15 protein-coding genes are annotated in these 16,947 nt (G+C 63.9%); 6 read left to right on the top strand and 9 right to left on the bottom strand.

Features of this window, described 5'->3' with window-relative positions; all coding sequences use genetic code 11:
• Positions 1-1,202, bottom strand: a 1,202-nt coding sequence (locus JNB89_RS09165; RefSeq protein ID WP_223216721.1) for an SH3 domain-containing protein, incomplete at its 3' end; no start/stop codon positions are given.
• Between the two features lie 225 nt (positions 1,203-1,427).
• On the opposite strand from JNB89_RS09165, the gene JNB89_RS09160 reads away from it, so the two are divergent.
• Positions 1,428-1,853, top strand: a complete 426-nt coding sequence (locus JNB89_RS09160; protein ID WP_220361973.1) for a TOBE domain-containing protein — start codon at positions 1,428-1,430, stop codon at positions 1,851-1,853.
• An 88-nt stretch (positions 1,854-1,941) separates the two neighbouring features.
• Entirely contained in the window at positions 1,942-2,442 is a 501-nt protein-coding gene (locus JNB89_RS09155; RefSeq protein WP_220361972.1) for a GAF domain-containing protein, read from the top strand.
• A gap of 207 nt (positions 2,443-2,649) precedes the next feature.
• Here JNB89_RS09155 and JNB89_RS09150 read toward each other — a convergent pair whose 3' ends face one another.
• Together JNB89_RS09150 and JNB89_RS09145 are read right to left on the bottom strand one after the other, a co-directional pair.
• A complete protein-coding gene (locus JNB89_RS09150; RefSeq protein ID WP_220361971.1) occupies positions 2,650-3,498 on the bottom strand; it encodes an SDR family oxidoreductase in 849 nt (282 codons plus the stop codon).
• A gap of 74 nt (positions 3,499-3,572) precedes the next feature.
• On the bottom strand, positions 3,573-4,313 hold the full coding sequence (locus JNB89_RS09145) for an SDR family oxidoreductase (protein ID WP_220361970.1): 741 nt from the start codon (positions 4,311-4,313) through the stop codon (positions 3,573-3,575).
• 300 nt (positions 4,314-4,613) lie between these two features.
• Between JNB89_RS09145 and JNB89_RS09140 the strand changes: the two genes are divergently transcribed.
• A complete protein-coding gene (locus JNB89_RS09140; protein ID WP_220361983.1) occupies positions 4,614-5,522 on the top strand; it encodes an AraC family transcriptional regulator in 909 nt (302 codons plus the stop codon).
• A gap of 221 nt (positions 5,523-5,743) precedes the next feature.
• Here JNB89_RS09140 and JNB89_RS09135 read toward each other — a convergent pair whose 3' ends face one another.
• The 3 genes from JNB89_RS09135 to JNB89_RS09125 form a co-directional block, all read right to left on the bottom strand.
• Entirely contained in the window at positions 5,744-6,880 is a 1,137-nt protein-coding gene (locus tag JNB89_RS09135; protein WP_220361969.1) for an acyl-CoA dehydrogenase family protein, read from the bottom strand.
• 15 nt (positions 6,881-6,895) lie between these two features.
• On the bottom strand, positions 6,896-8,104 hold the full coding sequence (locus tag JNB89_RS09130; RefSeq protein WP_220361968.1) for an acyl-CoA dehydrogenase family protein: 1,209 nt from the start codon (positions 8,102-8,104) through the stop codon (positions 6,896-6,898).
• 98 nt (positions 8,105-8,202) lie between these two features.
• On the bottom strand, positions 8,203-10,323 hold the full coding sequence (locus JNB89_RS09125) for a 3-hydroxyacyl-CoA dehydrogenase NAD-binding domain-containing protein (RefSeq protein ID WP_220361967.1): 2,121 nt from the start codon (positions 10,321-10,323) through the stop codon (positions 8,203-8,205).
• Positions 10,324-10,489: 166 nt separating this feature from the next.
• Between JNB89_RS09125 and JNB89_RS09120 the strand changes: the two genes are divergently transcribed.
• The 3 genes from JNB89_RS09120 (at position 10,490) to JNB89_RS09110 (ending at position 12,213) form a co-directional block, all read left to right on the top strand.
• On the top strand, positions 10,490-11,398 hold the full coding sequence (locus JNB89_RS09120) for a LysR family transcriptional regulator (protein ID WP_220361966.1): 909 nt from the start codon (positions 10,490-10,492) through the stop codon (positions 11,396-11,398).
• A gap of 118 nt (positions 11,399-11,516) precedes the next feature.
• Complete coding sequence (locus JNB89_RS09115; protein WP_135893319.1) at positions 11,517-11,714, top strand: hypothetical protein; 198 nt, start codon at positions 11,517-11,519, stop codon at positions 11,712-11,714.
• Positions 11,715-11,832: 118 nt separating this feature from the next.
• Positions 11,833-12,213 (top strand): DUF5594 family protein, encoded by a 381-nt coding sequence (locus JNB89_RS09110; RefSeq protein ID WP_013338660.1) that lies wholly within the window; start codon positions 11,833-11,835, stop codon positions 12,211-12,213.
• Between the two features lie 40 nt (positions 12,214-12,253).
• Here the strand turns inward: JNB89_RS09110 and JNB89_RS09105 are convergent, their stop codons facing one another.
• The 3 genes from JNB89_RS09105 to JNB89_RS09095 all read right to left on the bottom strand — a co-directional run bounded on the left by JNB89_RS09105 (position 12,254) and on the right by JNB89_RS09095 (position 16,846).
• Positions 12,254-14,053, bottom strand: coding sequence for a methyl-accepting chemotaxis protein (locus JNB89_RS09105; RefSeq protein ID WP_220361982.1), 1,800 nt, complete (start codon positions 14,051-14,053; stop codon positions 12,254-12,256).
• Positions 14,054-14,305: 252 nt separating this feature from the next.
• Positions 14,306-16,417: a phosphocholine-specific phospholipase C gene (locus tag JNB89_RS09100; RefSeq protein ID WP_220361965.1), complete on the bottom strand. Its 2,112-nt coding sequence runs from the start codon at positions 16,415-16,417 to the stop codon at positions 14,306-14,308.
• 81 nt (positions 16,418-16,498) lie between these two features.
• Positions 16,499-16,846: a hypothetical protein gene (locus JNB89_RS09095; protein ID WP_220361964.1), complete on the bottom strand. Its 348-nt coding sequence runs from the start codon at positions 16,844-16,846 to the stop codon at positions 16,499-16,501.
• Positions 16,847-16,947: the final 101 nt, after the last annotated feature.

Genomic DNA, 16,947 nt, shown 5'->3' with positions numbered 1-16,947 from the left:
CCCGAAGGCCCACCCAAAGGTCCACCCGAACGCATAGCCTTCGGCACAGTCAGCGCCTTTACACCCCGTGCCGCATTGCCCGACGGCCTCTCCACCAAAGGCAGCAGCGTGCCCGCGGGCGCCTGAAACCGGAACACTCCGCGGCTGTCGCGCACCGGCGTGAACGCGCCGATCACCGCGCCAAGCGATTTGGCGCTTGCGGCGCGCCACGTGGCGACGAAGCGCTCGTTGGTCATGCCGACGCCGTCGCTATGGACCCAGCCCTGCACGTCGGGCGTCTGCACGTAATGCCACGCGCCGTCGACGCTCGTGCCGAGCACATACAGCGGCGTGCCCGGCCGCACCGCGGAGACTTGCAGATTGTCGAACGGATAGCCCTCGCCGGCGAGGCGGTGGTCGTAGAACGAGGGGTCGGTGGTCGGCAGTTCGCGCACCATCAGATTGGTCGTTGCGATTGCGCGCCGCGCCGGCTGATAGACCGGCGCCTCGGTGAATTGCGCGACGTTCATGTTCCGCGCGATGTTGTCGATCCACGCCTTGTCGTGCGGCCGGAAGTTCTCGCCATAGCCAATGGCTGCGCCGCGCTTGCCGGTGTTGTCGAAGCGGGCAATGCGGCGCTGCTGCAACGCGGCGATATCCGCGCCCTGCTGGCGATACACGCGCATCGTCACGTACGCCGCGTTCCACGGCGAAGGCGCGTTCGTCCCCGTGCCGAAGTAGCGCGCGTAGAGCGCCTGGAAATGCGCGTCTTGCTCTGCGGGGCTCAGGAACGGCCGGTCGTAGCCGGGACTGTCGGGCTCGAGCCAATGGTCGACGTCCTGGTCGTAAGCGCCGAGCGGAAACAGCGAGATGGTGTCGACGGGGGCACGCGCGTCGTGCGTCGGCGATGGATTGCTGCATGCGCCGAGCGCCGCAAGCCATAGCAGTGCCACGGAGGACGCGACGCCTCGCCATGCGCCGCGCAGCGCCGGAGCGTCACGGCCGGCAGGGCGAGGCGAGACGGCGCAGGCAACCGAGCCAGTCGAGGCAACCGAGCCAGTCGAGGCAACCGAGCCAGTTGAGGCAACCGAGCCAGTTGAGGCAACGGAGCCAGTCGAGGCAACTGAGTCAGTTGAGGCAACGGAGGCGGCAGAGCCACCTGACACGGCTGAGCCACCTGACACGGCTAACACAGCGCCGGCAACGCGTGTGACCCGCACCATGCGGCCAACGCGAGTCAGGCAGGCAACACGCGCAGAATAAAAACCGCGCAACACGCGGCGAGGAAACGCTAAAGGCATGAGTTCGGCAAAAGAGAGTCCAAGGGCACGATGATACGTGCGTTGTCCCATCCATTACACTTAAACGCTCGATGGCGACGCGCACCGCGCCTCCAACGCTTTGCCAACACCTTTGCCAATACCTTTACCAATACCTGGGAGCACGACATGCAAACGAGCGCACGCAATCAGTTCGCCGGCGAAGTGGTTCAGCTCACGCACGGCGCCGTGAACGACGAAGTCACACTGCGCACGGCGGAGGGTCTCCAGATCGTCGCCGTCATTACGCACGGCAGCGCGAGCACGCTCGGGCTCGCCGTGGGCAAGCGTGCGTTCGCGCTGGTGAAGGCGTCCTCGATCATCGTGATGATAGACGTCGCGAGCAACCAGGTGTCGGCGCGCAACTGCATCGCGGGCACGGTGAGCGCAGTCACGAAAGGCGCGGTGAATTCGGAAGTGACTATAAGCGCGGGCAGCGCGCAGATCGCCGCGATCGTGACGAACGGCAGCGTCGAGCGGCTTGGCCTCGCGCCGGGCAAAGCGGCGAGCGCGATGTTCAAGGCATCGAGCGTAATAATCGGTGTGGAGCCGTAATCGCCGCATTTCAATGATTGACAAGGCTGCCTGCTTTACACTCGACAGCCTGTTCGCATCGTTCATCGCTTTTAATCACGGGCCCTCTATGTTCGAAGTCTCCTCCGCCTCGCATCTGCCCAAGGCCGCGCATTACGCAGAACTCGTCGTGCAGGCGCGTGCGCTCCTCGCCGACGAAACCGACTGGATCGCCAACGCGGCGAATTTCTCGTCGTTCGTGTTTCATTCGCTGAGCGATCTGAACTGGGCCGGCTTCTACTTTCACGATGGCCGTGAACTGGTGGTCGGGCCTTTCCAGGGCAAGCCCGCCTGCGTGCGGATTGCGCTCGGCAAAGGCGTGTGCGGCACAGCCGCGCAAACGCGCAAGACGCAGATCGTGCGCGACGTTCACGCGTTTCCCGGCCATATCGCGTGCGATTCGGCGTCGCAGTCGGAAATCGTCGTGCCGCTCGTGGCGCCGGACGGCACGCTGATCGGCGTGTGGGATGTCGACAGCCCGGTTCTCGCGCGCTTCGACGAAGAAGACGCAAAGGGCATGGAAGCGTTGTGCGCGGTATTCATCGAAGCCGCATTGCCGCGCGCGTCCTGAGCACTGCACACGACCGGCGGTCTATCGTGCAATCGCTTTGCTGTCGTACCGGCCTTTACGTTGCACCGGTGACGAGCCCTGCCTGGCCGGAGATAGCGAAGGCTCGCGCCGAATCCTGCGCGCGCCACTCTTGCAACCGCCCGCGGCCCGCGGCCCGCGGCCGGCGGAGCCGACGGCACCCGTTGCCGGGCACCGTCCGCATCTCGCCTAGTCGTCGAAGTCCGTGGCTTCGGAAGAGCCTTTCCACGCGTCCAGATCGCGCTGGACCAGCGCGATCTTTTGCGCGGCGAGTTCATTGGCGATCTTGCCCGCAAACAGATGCAAAGGCGGTTGCGCGACGTCCGCGGCCTGCATGATGAGCAGCGCCACTTTGTCCGGGTCGCCTGCCTGATGACCGTGCAGCGTGTCCAGATGCAGGTCGAGCGATGCCTTTGCTTCGGTGTAGGCGTCGATCTGCCGCCGCGCCACCGCGAGCGCGCCGCTCGACAGAAATTCCGTGCGCACCGGGCCGGGGTACACGATCGTCGCCCTGATGCCGAACTCGGCTACCTCGGCCGCCAGCGATTCAGTCAGGCCGGCGAGCGCGAACTTGCTCGCTACATAGCTTCCCCAACCCGCGTAGCCGCCCTGAAAGCCGACAATCGACGAGAGGTTGATCACATGGCCGCTGCGTTGCGCGCGCAAATGCGGAAGGACGTGCCGCAGCACCGCCAGCGGCGCGAACAGGTTGACGTCGAAGTTGCGTCGCAACTCGTCGTCGCAGAGCGCTTCGACGGTGCCTTGTTGCGCATAGCCGGCATTGTTGACGACCACGTCGACTTTGCCGAACTTCTCGATGGTTTGCGCGATGGCGTCGCCAATGCTCTGTTCGTTGCCCAGATCTACCTGCAGCGGAAGAAACTGTGTGGAGGCCGGGCCCAGTGCTTCTGTCAGCGATGCGACGGTGCGCGAAGTCGCGGCCACGCGATCGCCGCGGGCGAGCAGTTGACGCACGAGCCGCTGGCCAATGCCTTTCGATGCGCCGGTGACAAACCAGGTTTTCATAGTGTTGCTCATGGCGATTCTCCTTGATGATTCGGTGTCACGCTTGGGTGACGATGTGGTGTGCAAAGTCCGATGCAGTTCGCGATTCAGTACGGGCTCGCGGTCGGACGCACGACGATTTCGCTCACGTCCACATCGGCCGGCTGCTCGATCGCATACGCGATGGAGCGTGCAATCGCATCCGCGGTGAGTGCGACACGGCGGAAATCGCGCATTGCGGCGCGGGCAGTGTCATCGGAAATCGAGTCGGTCAGTTCCGACTCCACGACGCCCGGACAGATCACGGTCACGCGAATCCTGTCGGTTTCCTGGCGCAGGCCATCCGAAATGGCGCGCACCGCGAACTTGGTCGCGCAGTAGACGGCGGCCGTGGGTGAAACGGACAGCCCGCCGATCGACGAGATATTGATGACCTGGCCGGACCCCTGGCGCTCCATGGCGGGCAGGACCGCGGCAATGCCGTGCAGCACGCCGCGTATGTTCACGTCGATCATGCGGTTCCATTCGTCCACTTTGAGCGACGCGAGCGGCGACAAAGGCATCACGCCGGCATTGTTGACGATCACGTCGATGCGGCCGAACGTATCGAGCGCGAACTGTGCGAACGCGTTGACGTCGGAGGCCGACGTGACGTCGAGCGGCTGATAGCGGACGGAACCGCCGCTTGCCTGAACCTCTTCGGCGAGCGCGGCAAGGCGCTCGGTGCGCCGCGCGCCGATCACGAGGTGATGCCCCTGAGCGGCCAGCAGCCGCACGGTCGCCTCGCCGATTCCGCTGCTCGCGCCGGTAATGAGAATGACTTTTTGCGAATCGCTTTGCGTGCTCATGTTGCGTTCTCCATTGCCATATAAATGCAGGTTTGACTGTGTCGGAGAGGGCGCGCGTCGCGACATGGCGGGCCTGTCGGGCGCGGCGGAGTCCTCCGGATGCTTTCGGTTGCATCGTGCAGCCGATGGAGCCATGTTATGAGAGCGCCTGCGGCGAGCGAATACACGCAACGATTGCGCTATTGCCTATTCCTATTGAGTGGGAGTGCGCCCGGCGAATCGCCTCAGGTAGAATCGGGCTGTCCGGTTTGCCAGCGAGGAGTCTCCGTGCCAGTTCCCGACAATGCGGTTTCCACCCAGATGGTCAGCCTGCTCAAGCGTCTGGCGCCTAACGAGGGATACACCCAGTCCGCGCTGGCTTCAGTGCGGTTCATGCGCTCGAACCGGCCGTTGGGGCGCACGCCGGTGCTATACGAACCGAGCATCGTGATCGTGTGCCAGGGGCGCAAGTTGGGCTTCCTCGGCCAGGAAACCTATGTGTACGACGCGCAGCATTACCTCGTGCTGTCGGTGCCGCTGCCGTTTTCAACCGAGACGCAGGCGAGCGAGGCCGAACCGATGCTGGCTGTGTCGCTGCGCCTCGACCCCACGGAGCTGACCGACCTGATCGTGACGATCGACCAGTCGGGCTGCCATCGGGAAGGTGCGCCGCTCGGCATCGTTTCGACACCGCTGGAGGGCGATCTGGCCGACGCCACGTTGCGCCTGCTGCGGGCCTTGATCTCGCCGCTCGATGCGCAGGTGCTCGGGCCCGCAATCGTGCGTGAGATCTGCTATCGGGTACTGGTAGGGGAGCGTGGCGCGGCGATGCGAGCCGCGCTTGCGCATCAGGGGCGCTTTGGCAGGGTGGCGAAGGCGCTGCAGCGTATTCATGCCGACTTTGCCCAGCCACTCGACGTCAGCTTGCTCGCTGACGAGGCGGGAATGAGTGTGCCGGCGTTTCATGCCAACTTCAAAGCCGTTACGCTGACCTCGCCGATTCAGTACATCAAGTCCACGCGCCTGCACCAGGCACGTCTGATGATGATCCGCGACGGTCTGACGGCCGCCTCCGCCTCCGCGCGGGTGGGCTATGAGAGCCCATCGCAGTTCAGCCGCGAGTTCAAGCGGTTTTTTGGACGCACGCCCGCCGACGACACGCGCGACATGCGTGCGTCGTTTGCGCTTTCGCCCGCCGCGAAGATCGACGATTTTGCGGCGCCTCACTGACGGGGTTCATACGACTCGGGCTGCGATGCTGGGTATCGGCGGCGATAAACGGTACGGATGTCAGGCACGTCGTAGCGCTTGTGGCTTGCGCTATTAAGCGGTGTAGCGATTAATCGACTAAGCGACTAAGCGACTAAGCGACTAAGCGACTAAGCGACTAAGCGACTAAGCGACTAAGCGACTAAGCGACTAAGCGACTAAGCGACTAAGCGACTAAGCGACTAATCCCGCTCGCGCCCCAACTGCACGAACCGCTCGAGGTGATGATCCTCATCGCCCAACTGATGATCGATCATGATGAGCCGCTTTGCATAATGAGCAAGCGGCAGTTCCCACGTCATGCCGATTCCGCCGTGCAACTGAATGCATTCCTCTGCGATGAGCGCGCCGATCCGGCCGATGCTGTATTTCGCCGCCGACACCGCGCGTTCGCGCACTGTGCGCCCGGCGCCCAGCGCCGCGGCCGCATTGATCACCGCCGAGCGCGCCTGCTCGATCTCGAGCAACATGTCGGCCATTCTGTGCTGCAACGCCTGAAAGCTGCCGATCGCGACGCCGAACTGCTTGCGCGTGCGCAGATAGTCGAGCGTGTAGTTCTTCGCCACGTCCATTGCGCCGAGCGCCTCCGCACACAGCGCGAGCACGCCGCAGGCAACGGCGTATTCGAGCGTCGCGAAACCCGCGCCTTGCGCACCGAGCAGCGCGTCGTCGGCAAGCGTCACGCGTTGCAAGGTAAGTTCGGCGGCGCGCCCGCCGTCGATCTTCGGATAACCGCGTACGCTCACGCCGTTTGCCTCGCGCGGCACGAGAAAGAGGCTCACACCTTGCTCGGAATCGTCATGACCTTCCGTGCGCGCCGACACGAGAAAGAGGGCGGCGTGCTCGCCGTGCTGAACCACCGCTTTCGCGCCGTCCAATTGCCAGCTATCGCCGTTGCGCTGCGCGCGCGTCGTCACGCGGGCCAGTTCGTAATGACTGTCGGGTTCGCCATGCGCGAGCGCGGCTATGCACGAGCCGTCGATCAACGAGGCAAGCCGCGCGCGTTGCGCGTCATTGCCGCTTCGCGCAAGCGCCTGGCCGACCATCAGCGTATCGAGAAACGGCTCGACCACGAGCCCGCGCCCGAGGCTCTCGAACACTACCGCGATATCGAACCCACCGCCGCCAAAGCCGCCGCTCGCTTCGTCGAACAAGGCGCCGATAATGCCAAGTTCTGCGAAACGATTCCACATGTCATGGCTGAAGCCGAGGGGCGAACGGGCGAGCTGATCGCGCGTTGCGAAACCATATTGCTCGCTGATAAACCGGTTCAGCGTATCGGCGAGCATGCGCCGATCTTCAGTGTGCTGGAAATTCATGACGTACACCTTGCTCTACAGTCCGAGGATCATTTTCGAAATGATGTTCTTCTGGATCTCATTGGAGCCCCCGAAGATCGACAGCTTGCGATTATTGAAGTATTGCGAAGCCGCGCTTGCCGCTTCCTCGGGACCTACCGGCACGCCTTGATAACCCTCGTGCAGCGCTTCTTCGACGAACGGCTGCGCATACGCGCCCATCGCGCGCCGCGTGAGCGACGAGATCTCCTGGCGAATCTGCGTGCCGCGAATCTTCAGCATCGAACTCTCCGCGCCCGGCACGCCGCCGCCCGCCACCGCCGCGATCACGCGCAGGTTGGTGGTCTTCATGTTTTCCAGATCGATCTCGACGCGCGCCATACGCGCGGCGAACGACGGGTCTTCCGCAAGCGGCCGGCCATTGCGCCGCTGTTTCGCCGCAATCTTTCGCAGCCGGTTGAAGGCGGCCACCGAAAAACCGACGCCCGCTATGTTCGTGCGCTCGTACGTCAGCAGATATTTCGCGTAAGTCCAACCCTTGTTCTCTTCGCCGACCAGATTCGCAACGGGAACGCGTACGTCCGTGAAAAACACCTCGTTGACCTCATGCTCGCCGTCGAGCGTGATAATCGGCCTCACTTCCACGCCCGGGGTTTTGATGTCGATCAGCAGGAAGCTGATGCCTTCCTGTTTGCGCACGTCGGTGGCGGTGCGCACCAGACAGAAAATCATGTTCGCGTAGTGGCCGAGCGTGGTCCAAGTCTTCTGTCCGTTGACGATGTAATGCTCGCCGTTCGCATCGACGCCGCGCACGGCCGTGGTTTTCACGGACGCGAGGTCGGAGCCCGCGCCGGGTTCCGAATAGCCCTGGCACCACCAGTCCGAGCCGTCCAGAATGCGCGGCAACCAGTGGCGTTTCTGCGCGTCGCTGCCGTATTTGATGAGCACCGGTCCGAGCATGTTGACGCCGAACGGCACAATGCGCGGCGCGCCGGCCAACGCGCATTCGTTTTCAAAGATGAACTTCTGAACCGGGCTCCAGCCGGGACCGCCATATTCCTTGGGCCAGTGATTTGCAAGCCAGCCGCGCTCGTTGAGAATCGCGTGCCATTGCGCCATGTCCTCGCGCGTCAGGCGCCGGCCGCCCTGCACCTTGTCGGCGAGACGCTGCGGGAGGCGCTCGCGCAGGAACGCGAGCACCTCGGCGCGAAAGGCTTCTTCTTCGGGCGTGAAATTCAGGTCCATCGCAGTTCCTTCAGGGATGTCCAGTGGTTGTGGTGACGAGGGGCCGACCCAGTTCAGATCAGCAGCCGACCAGTGGCAGACGAGCCGGCCGCCGCGCGTCAAACAGTCTGATTCAGACTCGCAAAATCCGCGCCGCGTTCGACCAGTTCGACGAGCAGCGGCGAGGCCTGCCAGAACAATGGGTCTTCCTTCGCGAATTCGCGAATGTCCGCCAGAATGCGCGGCAGGCCGACCATGTCAGCGTATTTCATTGGACCGCCGCGATAGCGCGGGAAACCATAGCCATAGAGAAACGTCACGTCCACGTCCAGCGGACGCAGTGCGATTCCTTCGTGCACGACGTTTGCGCCTTCGTTGATCATCGCGGCCATATACCGGCGGATGATCTCGTCGTCGGTGAATGTGCGCGGCGTGATGCCGGCGCGTGCGCGCTCGGTGTCGATAATCGCTTCGACTTCCGGGTCCGGCTGGCCGCTGCGCGATCCTTCGGGGTACAGATAAAAGCCCCGGCCTGTCTTCTGGCCGAACCAGCCGCGCTCGCACAGACGGTCTGCAATCTGCACGTAGCGGGCCGCCGGATTGCGCGTCGGCGCGCGCCGTTTGCGGGCCGCCCAGCCAATGTCGCCGCCCGCGAGGTCAACCACCTGGAACGGGCCCATCGGAAAGCCGAACGCACGCACCGCGGCGTCGATCTGATAGGGCGACGCGCCGTCTTCCATCATCGCGTCGGCTGCGCTCCGATACACCGCGAGTATGCGGTTGCCGATAAAGCCGTCGCAGACGCCCGCGCGTACCGGTGTCTTGCGCAGCTTCTTCGCGAACTCGAACGCGGTGGCCACCACGTCCGTGCTGACCGCTCTCGGCACGACCACTTCCAGCAGCTTCATGATGTTGGCCGGCGAAAAGAAGTGCAGACCGATCACGTCGGCGGGGCGCGAAGTGCCGGCGGCAATCGCGTCGATGTCCAGATATGACGTGTTGGTCGCGAGCACGGCGCCCGCTTTGCAGACACGGTCGAGTTCGGCGAACACGGCCTGTTTGACCGCGAGATCTTCGAACACGGCCTCGATCACGAGGTCGGCGTCGGCCAGTGCTTCGTAGGACGTGCTGCCGGTAAAGCGCGCGAGCAGCTCGGCCTTCTTCGCGGCGCTCATGCGGCCTTTCGCAATCAGACCGTCGTAGACCTTCTCGATGTGCGCGCGGCCGCGCGCGAGCGACGCCTCGTCGCGCTCGATCATCGTGACAGGCAGGCCCGCGTCGAGCACGGCGACTGCAATGCCGGCGCCCATCGTGCCGCCGCCCACCACGCCGATGGTCTCGAGCGGACGCGGTTTCGCAGCGCGGGTCTCGGGCGCTTTCAGCACTTCGCGTTCGGCAAAAAACGCATGAATCAGGCCGGCGCGTTGCGGACTGTCGATACATTGCAGAAAGAGTTGACGCTCGAGCCGCAAGCCGTCATCGAATGGCTGTGTGATCGCGGTCTCGACTGCGTCGACGATTTTGAGCGGCGAAAAGAGACCGCGTGCCTGTTTCTCTGTCTGCGCGCGCGCCGCGGCCACTGCCGCGAGGCTCGCAGTGCGATCGCTCAACGCGCTTGCGTCGCGCGTGCGGCGCGCCGCTGCATGGCTCGCCAGCAGTTCGTGCACGTAGGCGAGCCCTTCGGCGAGAATGTCCTCGCTGGCACCTAGTCGGTCGACGAGTCCCCATGCGAGCGCTTCGTTCGCGCTCGCATGGCGGCCGCTTAGCATCAGATCGAGCGCAGCCTGTGCGCCGATCAGGCGGGGCGTGCGCTGCGTGCCGCCCGCGCCGGGCAGCAGGCCGAGTTGAACTTCGGGCAAGCCGAGCCTGGCGCCTTCGACGGCGATCCGGTAATGGGCCGCGAGCGCCACTTCGAGCCCCCCGCCGAGCGCTGCGCCGTGAAGCGCGGCGACAACCGGCTTCGTGCAAGCCTCGATGCGGTTGCACACGTCCGGCAGCGAGGGCGGCACCGGCGGCTTGCCGAACTCGCGAATATCCGCACCGGCAATGAAGTTGCGGCCCGCGCCGACGAGCAGCACCGCTTCGATCGAGGCGTCGCTGTCGGCCGCCTCGATCGCAGAGAGCAGGCCGCGCCGCACATCGGCGGAAAGCGCATTGACGGGCGGGTGGTCGATCGTCACGAGCAGCACCTTGCCGCGCAATTCACGCGTCACGGTGCCGGCTGAAGGGCTAGCGGTCATGCAGTCGTCTCCTGGCAGGTTGTCGGGCGTGGCGGCGGCAGGCGCGGCGAGGGCCCACGCGCATGCCGCTTCGCGCGAATGCTGCGATTGTGTAGCGGTCAAGGTTAATTGACAATTACATGACCGATTGACAGACTGTCAAAACAATTTTGACAAAGGCCGGTTCGTGGACGTCAATTCGCTGACCCTGCTGGTGGAGATACTGGACGCGGGCAACCTGAGCGAGGCCGCGCGGCGCCTGAAGATGAGCCGCGCGAACGTGAGCTATCACCTGAACCAGCTGGAGCGCTCGGTGGGCCTGCAACTGGTTCGGCGCACGACGCGCCGCGTGGAGCCCACGGAGATCGGCCTGCAGCTGTATGAACACGGCCGCGCGATCCAGAACGCGCTGCTCGCCGCGCGCGAATCGGTCACGACGCTCGGGCAAAGCTTGCAAGGGCGCGTGCGCCTGAGCGTGCCGAGCGGTTATGGGCAACTCGTCATGTCGGGGTGGCTGATCGAGTTCAAGCGCCTCTATCCCGGCATCGTGCTCGACGTGCTGTTCGAAAATCGCGTGGAAGACCTGATGCGCGATGAGGTGGACATTGCCGTGCGCATCATGTCAGAGCCGCCGCAAAATCTCGTTGCGCGCGACATGGGCTCGGTGCGGTACGTTGCCTGTGCGTCGCGCTCGTTCGCCGAAAGCCGCGGCATGCCGGTACGACTCGGCGAGCTGCGTACCGCGCCGCTGATCACGGCCGCAGTGGTGGGCCGGCAACTGCGCGTGGCGGCGTATCTGCGCGACGAGCGCCATGAGGTGCTGCTCGAACCGACCATCATCTCCGAGAACTTTCTGTTCTTGCGGCAGGTCGTGCTGGCGGGACTGGGGGTGGGCATCCTGCCTGACTACGTGGTGCACGACGATCTGAAACGCGGCGACGTCGTGACTACGCTCGACGAATGGCGCCTGAGCATCTTCGGGACCAACATGTACATGCTCTACATGCCGAACCGCCATCACACGCGGGCTGCGGCCACCTTCATCGACTTCATTCTGGACCAGGCGCGCGCAAGCGGACGGGGCGGCGTCGCCTGAAAGCGCGGCTTGCGGGTTAAAGACAATTGCGCCGGCGCGTGCTTGCCCCCACTATGCCGTGAACAAAGAGCGCATAGGCGCCGTCCGGCAGCACGTCGAAACGTCAGGGGAGACCAGGATGAAGTGGACCGCCGCATTGCTTGTCGTGTTCGCAATACTCGCCAGCGCCGTTGCCGCGCTGCTGATTTCGCGCCTGCCGACTGAGGAGGCGATTCGTCTTGCGGGCTATGCAGCGACGGCCGCGCTTGCCGCGCTGATCAGTTTCGTGATTCGCAGACGCAACGCCCGCGCGCAAAAAAGCAAGCGCGCGGGATAGGGCACTGACAGCGTCAACGGGCGCCTGGGGGCACCGACGGTCCCGCCGGACGCACTCTGCGAGCCTCGCCGTGCATGCTACGATGCTTCGCTCGTTGCGCAGCACGCCGGAGAACCAGATGCGCCCAGACACTGCCGCCCGTTTCGACAAAGAGTTCGCACCTCGCATTGCCGAGGCCATCGCGGCCTGCTTCGCCACCACTGTGCATACCGAAGTGCTGCCGTACGGCGGCCCAGGTCACCCCACGCGGCTGCGTGTGCATGCGGCGCCGCTCGAGCATATCGCTCAATACGCGCATCCGCTGAATCTGTATCTGACGTGGGACAGCGACGAGATCGAGCGGCTCATGAAAGACGAAGGGCAGGCACGTTTTGCCCGCTATCTCGCCGCGTTGCCGCGCAAGCTCGCGGCATGGCGTAACGCGCGCGAGCTGGATTTTTCGTCGCACACCCAAGCCGAGCCGGAGGCGCTCATCGGCGGGCTCGACTTCGAGTCGTGAGCCCGCCGCCACGCTGCGCAACCGGCTTTTCAGCCGGCGTCTAGTCCAGCTTGAACTGTGTGACGGCGCTAGCAAGGCTCACCGCCTGCGTTTGCAGGGCAGCGGCGGCTGCGGTGGACTGTTCGACCAGAGCCGCATTCTGCTGCACCATTTCATCCAACTGGCTGACCGCGCGGTTCACTTCCTGAATGCCGCGCGTCTGCTCGTTGGCGGCTTGCGTGATCTCCGAGATGATGGTCGTTACGTTTGCGACGTTGCTGACGATCTCCGTCATCGTTTCGCCGGCCTGGCGCACCTGGTTCGCGCCCGACGTTACACTCCCGACGGTGGCTTCGATCAGCGACTTGATTTCCTTTGCCGCCTGCGCGCTGCGCTGCGCGAGACTGCGCACTTCGCCCGCCACCACCGCGAAGCCACGGCCCTGTTCGCCGGCGCGCGCGGCTTCCACCGCGGCATTCAACGCCAGAATATTGGTCTGAAAAGCAATGCCGTCGATCACGCCGATGATGTCCGAGACCTTTACCGACGCCTGCTGGATCTCGGCCATCGTCGTAATCACCTCGGAAATGACAGCGCCGCCGCGCGAAGCGACTTGCGACGCCGCACCCGCGGTGGAGTCGGCCTGCTTCGCGGCACTCGCGGATTGCGTGACGGTCGCGGTAATTTCTTCCATCGACGCAGCGGTCTCCTGCAAGCTCGCCGCAGCAGACTCGGTGCGGCCTGACAGATCGACGTTGCCCGCGGCAATTTCATTCGAGGCGATACGCACCGATTCGCTTGCGTCGCGAATCTGGCGCATCACGTGGCTGAGCTTGTCGATAAAGGTATTGAACGAACGGGCGATCTGCGCGACCTCATCGTTGCCGACGGCGGGCAGGCGTTGCGTCAGATCGCCTTCGCCGGAACCAATATCGTCCATCGCGTCGCGCACTTTCGACAGACGCTGGAACGACACCGCAGTGACAGCCGCGACAATGGCCGCCGCAATACCCGCGATCACCACCAGTGCGATGACCGAGGCGGTCAGCAGCGAACGCATGCCGGCCGTCGCTTCTGCTTTGTCCAGCGCGACGATCAGATACCAGTCGGTGCCCGCGATTGGTTGCGCGCGCAACAGCTTGGCGCTGCCGCTCACGTTCATCTGCACCGGGCGTTGCGCGCGAAAGAGTGTCGCGAGCTTGTCTCCCGCGAGTCCGGGCACGAGATCGGAGGCGGGCTTCAACGTGAGTTTTGCATCCGGATGCGCGACGATCTGACCGCTTGCGTCGATCAGCATACCGAAACTCGCGGGCGTCGGATGAATCGACTTCACGTTGGCGATCACGCTGTCCATCGCGACGTCGCCGGAAACCACGCCCTTGACGGCGCCGTCGCGTACCACCGGCGCGGCGAACGCCACCACCAGCTTGCCCGTGCCCACGTCGACGTAAGGCGGCGTTGCCACCGGCTTGCCGGCGGCCGCAGCCTGCTTGTACCAGGGACGTCCGGTCGGATCGTAGTCGGCGGGAATGCCCGTCGGGTCGGAAAACTTTGCCGTCTTGTCCGCGTAGCCCACGTAGACATTCGTGAACTTGCCGGCGCTCGCAATCTGCTTGAGCGCCGGCGACGGGTCCGGCTGCAACACAGCGTCCTGCAGCGAGTTGATCATCTGACTGTTGACGGCGACCCAGTCGCTGATACCGGCAGCATGGCCGCTTTCGACGGCAGTCAGACTGCTGTCGATGGCATCGGCGTTATACGAGTTGGCGACGACATAGTTGAGAACGGCATTCGCTGCGAGTGCAACGACAACGATGGCGACGCACAGCGCAACGATCCGCGCGCGAATGGAGGAAAACATCATGGAGTCTTTCGGCTGGCAGTGAGTCGTGGTCGATGAGGCGGGCGCCTCATACCTTGTATACGGCTTGCATGCGCAAAGACTTGAGGAGATGCCGGCGATGTTTGCGCGTAGCGCGATAGGCGTCGCCGTGTCGCCATACGTCTGATGATTAATGAATCGCGCGGTAAAGCATGAGCGCTGCAACATGAGAAAACGGCCGCAGCGTTGCAAGCGCAGCGGCCGTTCGTGCCGGTTCGATTCAGTGCGCGATCATGCGCCCAGTGCAGGATCGCTCATGCTGCTCCTGCCTGTTTCCACGTGGCCCGCAAAACGGCGCGAGAACAGCGGGTCGGTGTCGACGGTAATCGCAAGGTCGTACCAGCCATGCGCGTTGCGAAGATCGAGGTACAGCTCATCGGTATCGCCGCCGCGCACCACGCGCTTGATCGAGTGCTTCGGGTCGTATGCATTCACGATTGTGAACTTGCAATGCGCGCTGCCCACGTTTTCAAGGCGCAATTGCAGATTGCCGTTCGCCACGTCGTAACCTTCGAGCACTTCCGGGCGCGCAATGTCCGAGCCGTCCCACCAGCTGCGCGCAACGGGGCGGCCCGTGAAGCGGCGCAGGAAACCGTTCGGACCATGCACGGTGAAATCGTAGGTGCCGTCCACGTTCAGCGCGAAGTGATCCTGCAAGCGCTTGCCCGCTTCCACTGTGTAGGTGCGTGGCGCCTCGAGGCTGTTTGCGCGGTACACCTGAAATACCGCGCCCGCGCTGCCCGTGTTGACGAAGCGCATGGTCAGCGTTTTCTCCGCGCCTTCGCCGTGCACGCGCACGAAGAGCTCATACGGCAGCGCGCGAGCGGGACGCACGCCCGACTCCTGACGCGGCACCGCCTGGATCGCCGGCGGCAGGGGCACGTAATCGGGGTGACGATTCTGGTCCGCCGGCACATAGCCGCTCGTGGCCGGCAACCTCGGGAACGTATCGTTCGGATTGCTGAAGTTGAACGCCGATGTCAGATCGCCGCACACGGCGCGCCGCCACGGCGAAATGTTCGACTCGGTGAGATTGTGCTGCTCGCCAAAGCGTTGTTCGATGAAACGGATCACCGAGGTATGGTCGAACACCTGCGAACACACATAACCGCCCTTGGACCACGGCGAGACCACGAGCATCGGCACGCGCGGGCCGAGACCGTATGGCGCGGCAACGTTTTTCGCATCGCCCGGATAGATTTCGTTGACGGTGTCGACAGTGGAAAGACCGTTCGCGCTCGAGCTCGGCGCGCACGGCGGCACCATGTGATCGAAGAAGCCGTCGTTCTCGTCGTAATTGATGAGCAGCACCGTCTTGCTCCACACGTCGGGATTCGACGTGAGAATCTGCAGCACCTGGTCGATATACCACGCGCCATAATTCGCCGGCCAGTTCGGGTGCTCGGAATACGCTTCAGGTGCGACGATCCACGACACTTGTGGCAGCGCGTTGTTCTGCACGTCGCGCTTGAGTATGTCGAAGTAGCTGTCGCCCTTCAGTGCATTCGTGCCGGTGCGCGCGTTGTCGTACAGCGGGTTGCCCGGCTGCGCGTTGCGGTACTGGTTGAAGTAGAGCAGCGAGTTGTCGCCGTAATTGCCGATGTACGCATTCTGCGTCCAGCCCCACGAGCCTTTTGCATCGAGACCGGTGCCGATGTCCTGATAGATCTTCCACGTTATGCCGGCGTTTTGCAGCACTTCCGGATAGGTCGACCAGCCATAGCCGAGTTCGGAGTTGTCGATCACCGGACCGCCGCCCGTGCCGTCGTTGCCCACGCCGCCTGCCCACATGTAGTAGCGGTTTGGATCAGTGGGGCCCATCAGCGAGCAGTAATACGCGTCGCAGATGGTAAATGCATCCGCGAGTTGGTAATGAAACGGAATGTCCTCGCGCGTGAGGTAGGCCATGGTCGTCGCGCTCTTGGCAGGCACCCATTGGTCGTAGCGGCCGCCGTTCCACGCAGCATGCGTGGTGTTCCAGTCGTGTGCGAGATCTTGCAGGAATTGCAGGCCCAGATTCGGCGCGCTGGGGCGAAACGGCAGCACGTAGCCAAGATCGCCGGCAAGCGGTTGGTACCACACGGGCTTGCCGTTCGGCAGATTCACCGCCCGCGTGTCGCCAAAGCCGCGCACGCCGCGCAGCGTGCCGAAGTAGTGGTCGAAGGAGCGGTTTTCCTGCATCAGCACCACAATGTGCTCGACATCGCGGATCGTGCCTGTTCTGTTATTAGCCGGAATGGCGAGCGCATTGCGGATGCCGGCCGGCAGCATGCTCAGGGCAGTGAACGAGCCTGCCGCCTGGGCGGCCGAGCGGAGAAAATCGCGGCGATTTTTTGAGGTCATGGTATGAGCCTTCGTGTCTTCAGTGGGGAACGCTTCGCGCGGCGCGCAAGCGTAAGCCGCGCGCCGCGTGAAGTGCGGGACTCAATCAACGGTGTGAATAACGGGTGTGGCGAGGGGCGTCGACGCGGCGGCGGACAATGCCGGGTCGGCGCTTGATGCGGGTAATGCAGGGCTTTGAATCGTCACGGCGGCAGGCGAGGGCAGCTCCGCAGCCGGATTGGCCGACAGCACCGCGGCGTTGCCGTTGCTGCTGTCGTTGCCGCTGTTGTTGCCGCTGTTGTTGCTGATGGATCTGGCCGCGCCCGGGTCCGGTGTTTTGCTGTCGTCGTTGCCGCATGCGCCGATCAGCGCGACGAGCGGCAGCACCACGAGCGCCATTGCCAAACGTTTAACTTGCAAGGCAATGCAGGGCTTCCACACAAAGAACATGGCGATGTCTCCGGGCACGGGGAACGCGCGGGCATCGGCATGCCCAGGTCAGCGGTGAGAAAAGAATATCCGCTTACCTGTGTAAGTTTTGTGAAGTTTTG

This window comes from Paraburkholderia phenoliruptrix (genome assembly GCF_019511605.1).
In the GTDB taxonomy this organism is placed as follows: Bacteria; Pseudomonadota; Gammaproteobacteria; order Burkholderiales; family Burkholderiaceae; genus Paraburkholderia; species Paraburkholderia phenoliruptrix_A.
Note: the sequence above shows the minus strand (reverse complement) of the source record. Positions and strands in the feature narration are given on the sequence as shown.

Bases quoted from the DNA above. Each gene is read 5' to 3' on its own strand.
- JNB89_RS09135 (WP_220361969.1), bottom strand. From the start codon at position 6,880: ATGAATTTCCAGCACACTGAAGATCGGCGCATGCTCGCCGATACGCTG.
- JNB89_RS09150 (WP_220361971.1), bottom strand. From the start codon at position 3,498: ATGAGCAACACTATGAAAACCTGGTTTGTCACCGGCGCATCGAAAGGC.
- JNB89_RS09155 (WP_220361972.1), top strand. From the start codon at position 1,942: ATGTTCGAAGTCTCCTCCGCCTCGCATCTGCCCAAGGCCGCGCATTAC.
- JNB89_RS09095 (WP_220361964.1), bottom strand. From the start codon at position 16,846: ATGTTCTTTGTGTGGAAGCCCTGCATTGCCTTGCAAGTTAAACGTTTG.
- JNB89_RS09105 (WP_220361982.1), bottom strand. From the start codon at position 14,053: ATGTTTTCCTCCATTCGCGCGCGGATCGTTGCGCTGTGCGTCGCCATC.
- JNB89_RS09160 (WP_220361973.1), top strand. From the start codon at position 1,428: ATGCAAACGAGCGCACGCAATCAGTTCGCCGGCGAAGTGGTTCAGCTC.
- JNB89_RS09130 (WP_220361968.1), bottom strand. From the start codon at position 8,104: ATGGACCTGAATTTCACGCCCGAAGAAGAAGCCTTTCGCGCCGAGGTG.
- JNB89_RS09140 (WP_220361983.1), top strand. From the start codon at position 4,614: ATGGTCAGCCTGCTCAAGCGTCTGGCGCCTAACGAGGGATACACCCAG.
- JNB89_RS09145 (WP_220361970.1), bottom strand. From the start codon at position 4,313: ATGAGCACGCAAAGCGATTCGCAAAAAGTCATTCTCATTACCGGCGCG.
- JNB89_RS09115 (WP_135893319.1), top strand. From the start codon at position 11,517: ATGAAGTGGACCGCCGCATTGCTTGTCGTGTTCGCAATACTCGCCAGC.
- JNB89_RS09100 (WP_220361965.1), bottom strand. From the start codon at position 16,417: ATGACCTCAAAAAATCGCCGCGATTTTCTCCGCTCGGCCGCCCAGGCG.
- JNB89_RS09125 (WP_220361967.1), bottom strand. From the start codon at position 10,323: ATGACCGCTAGCCCTTCAGCCGGCACCGTGACGCGTGAATTGCGCGGC.
- JNB89_RS09110 (WP_013338660.1), top strand. From the start codon at position 11,833: ATGCGCCCAGACACTGCCGCCCGTTTCGACAAAGAGTTCGCACCTCGC.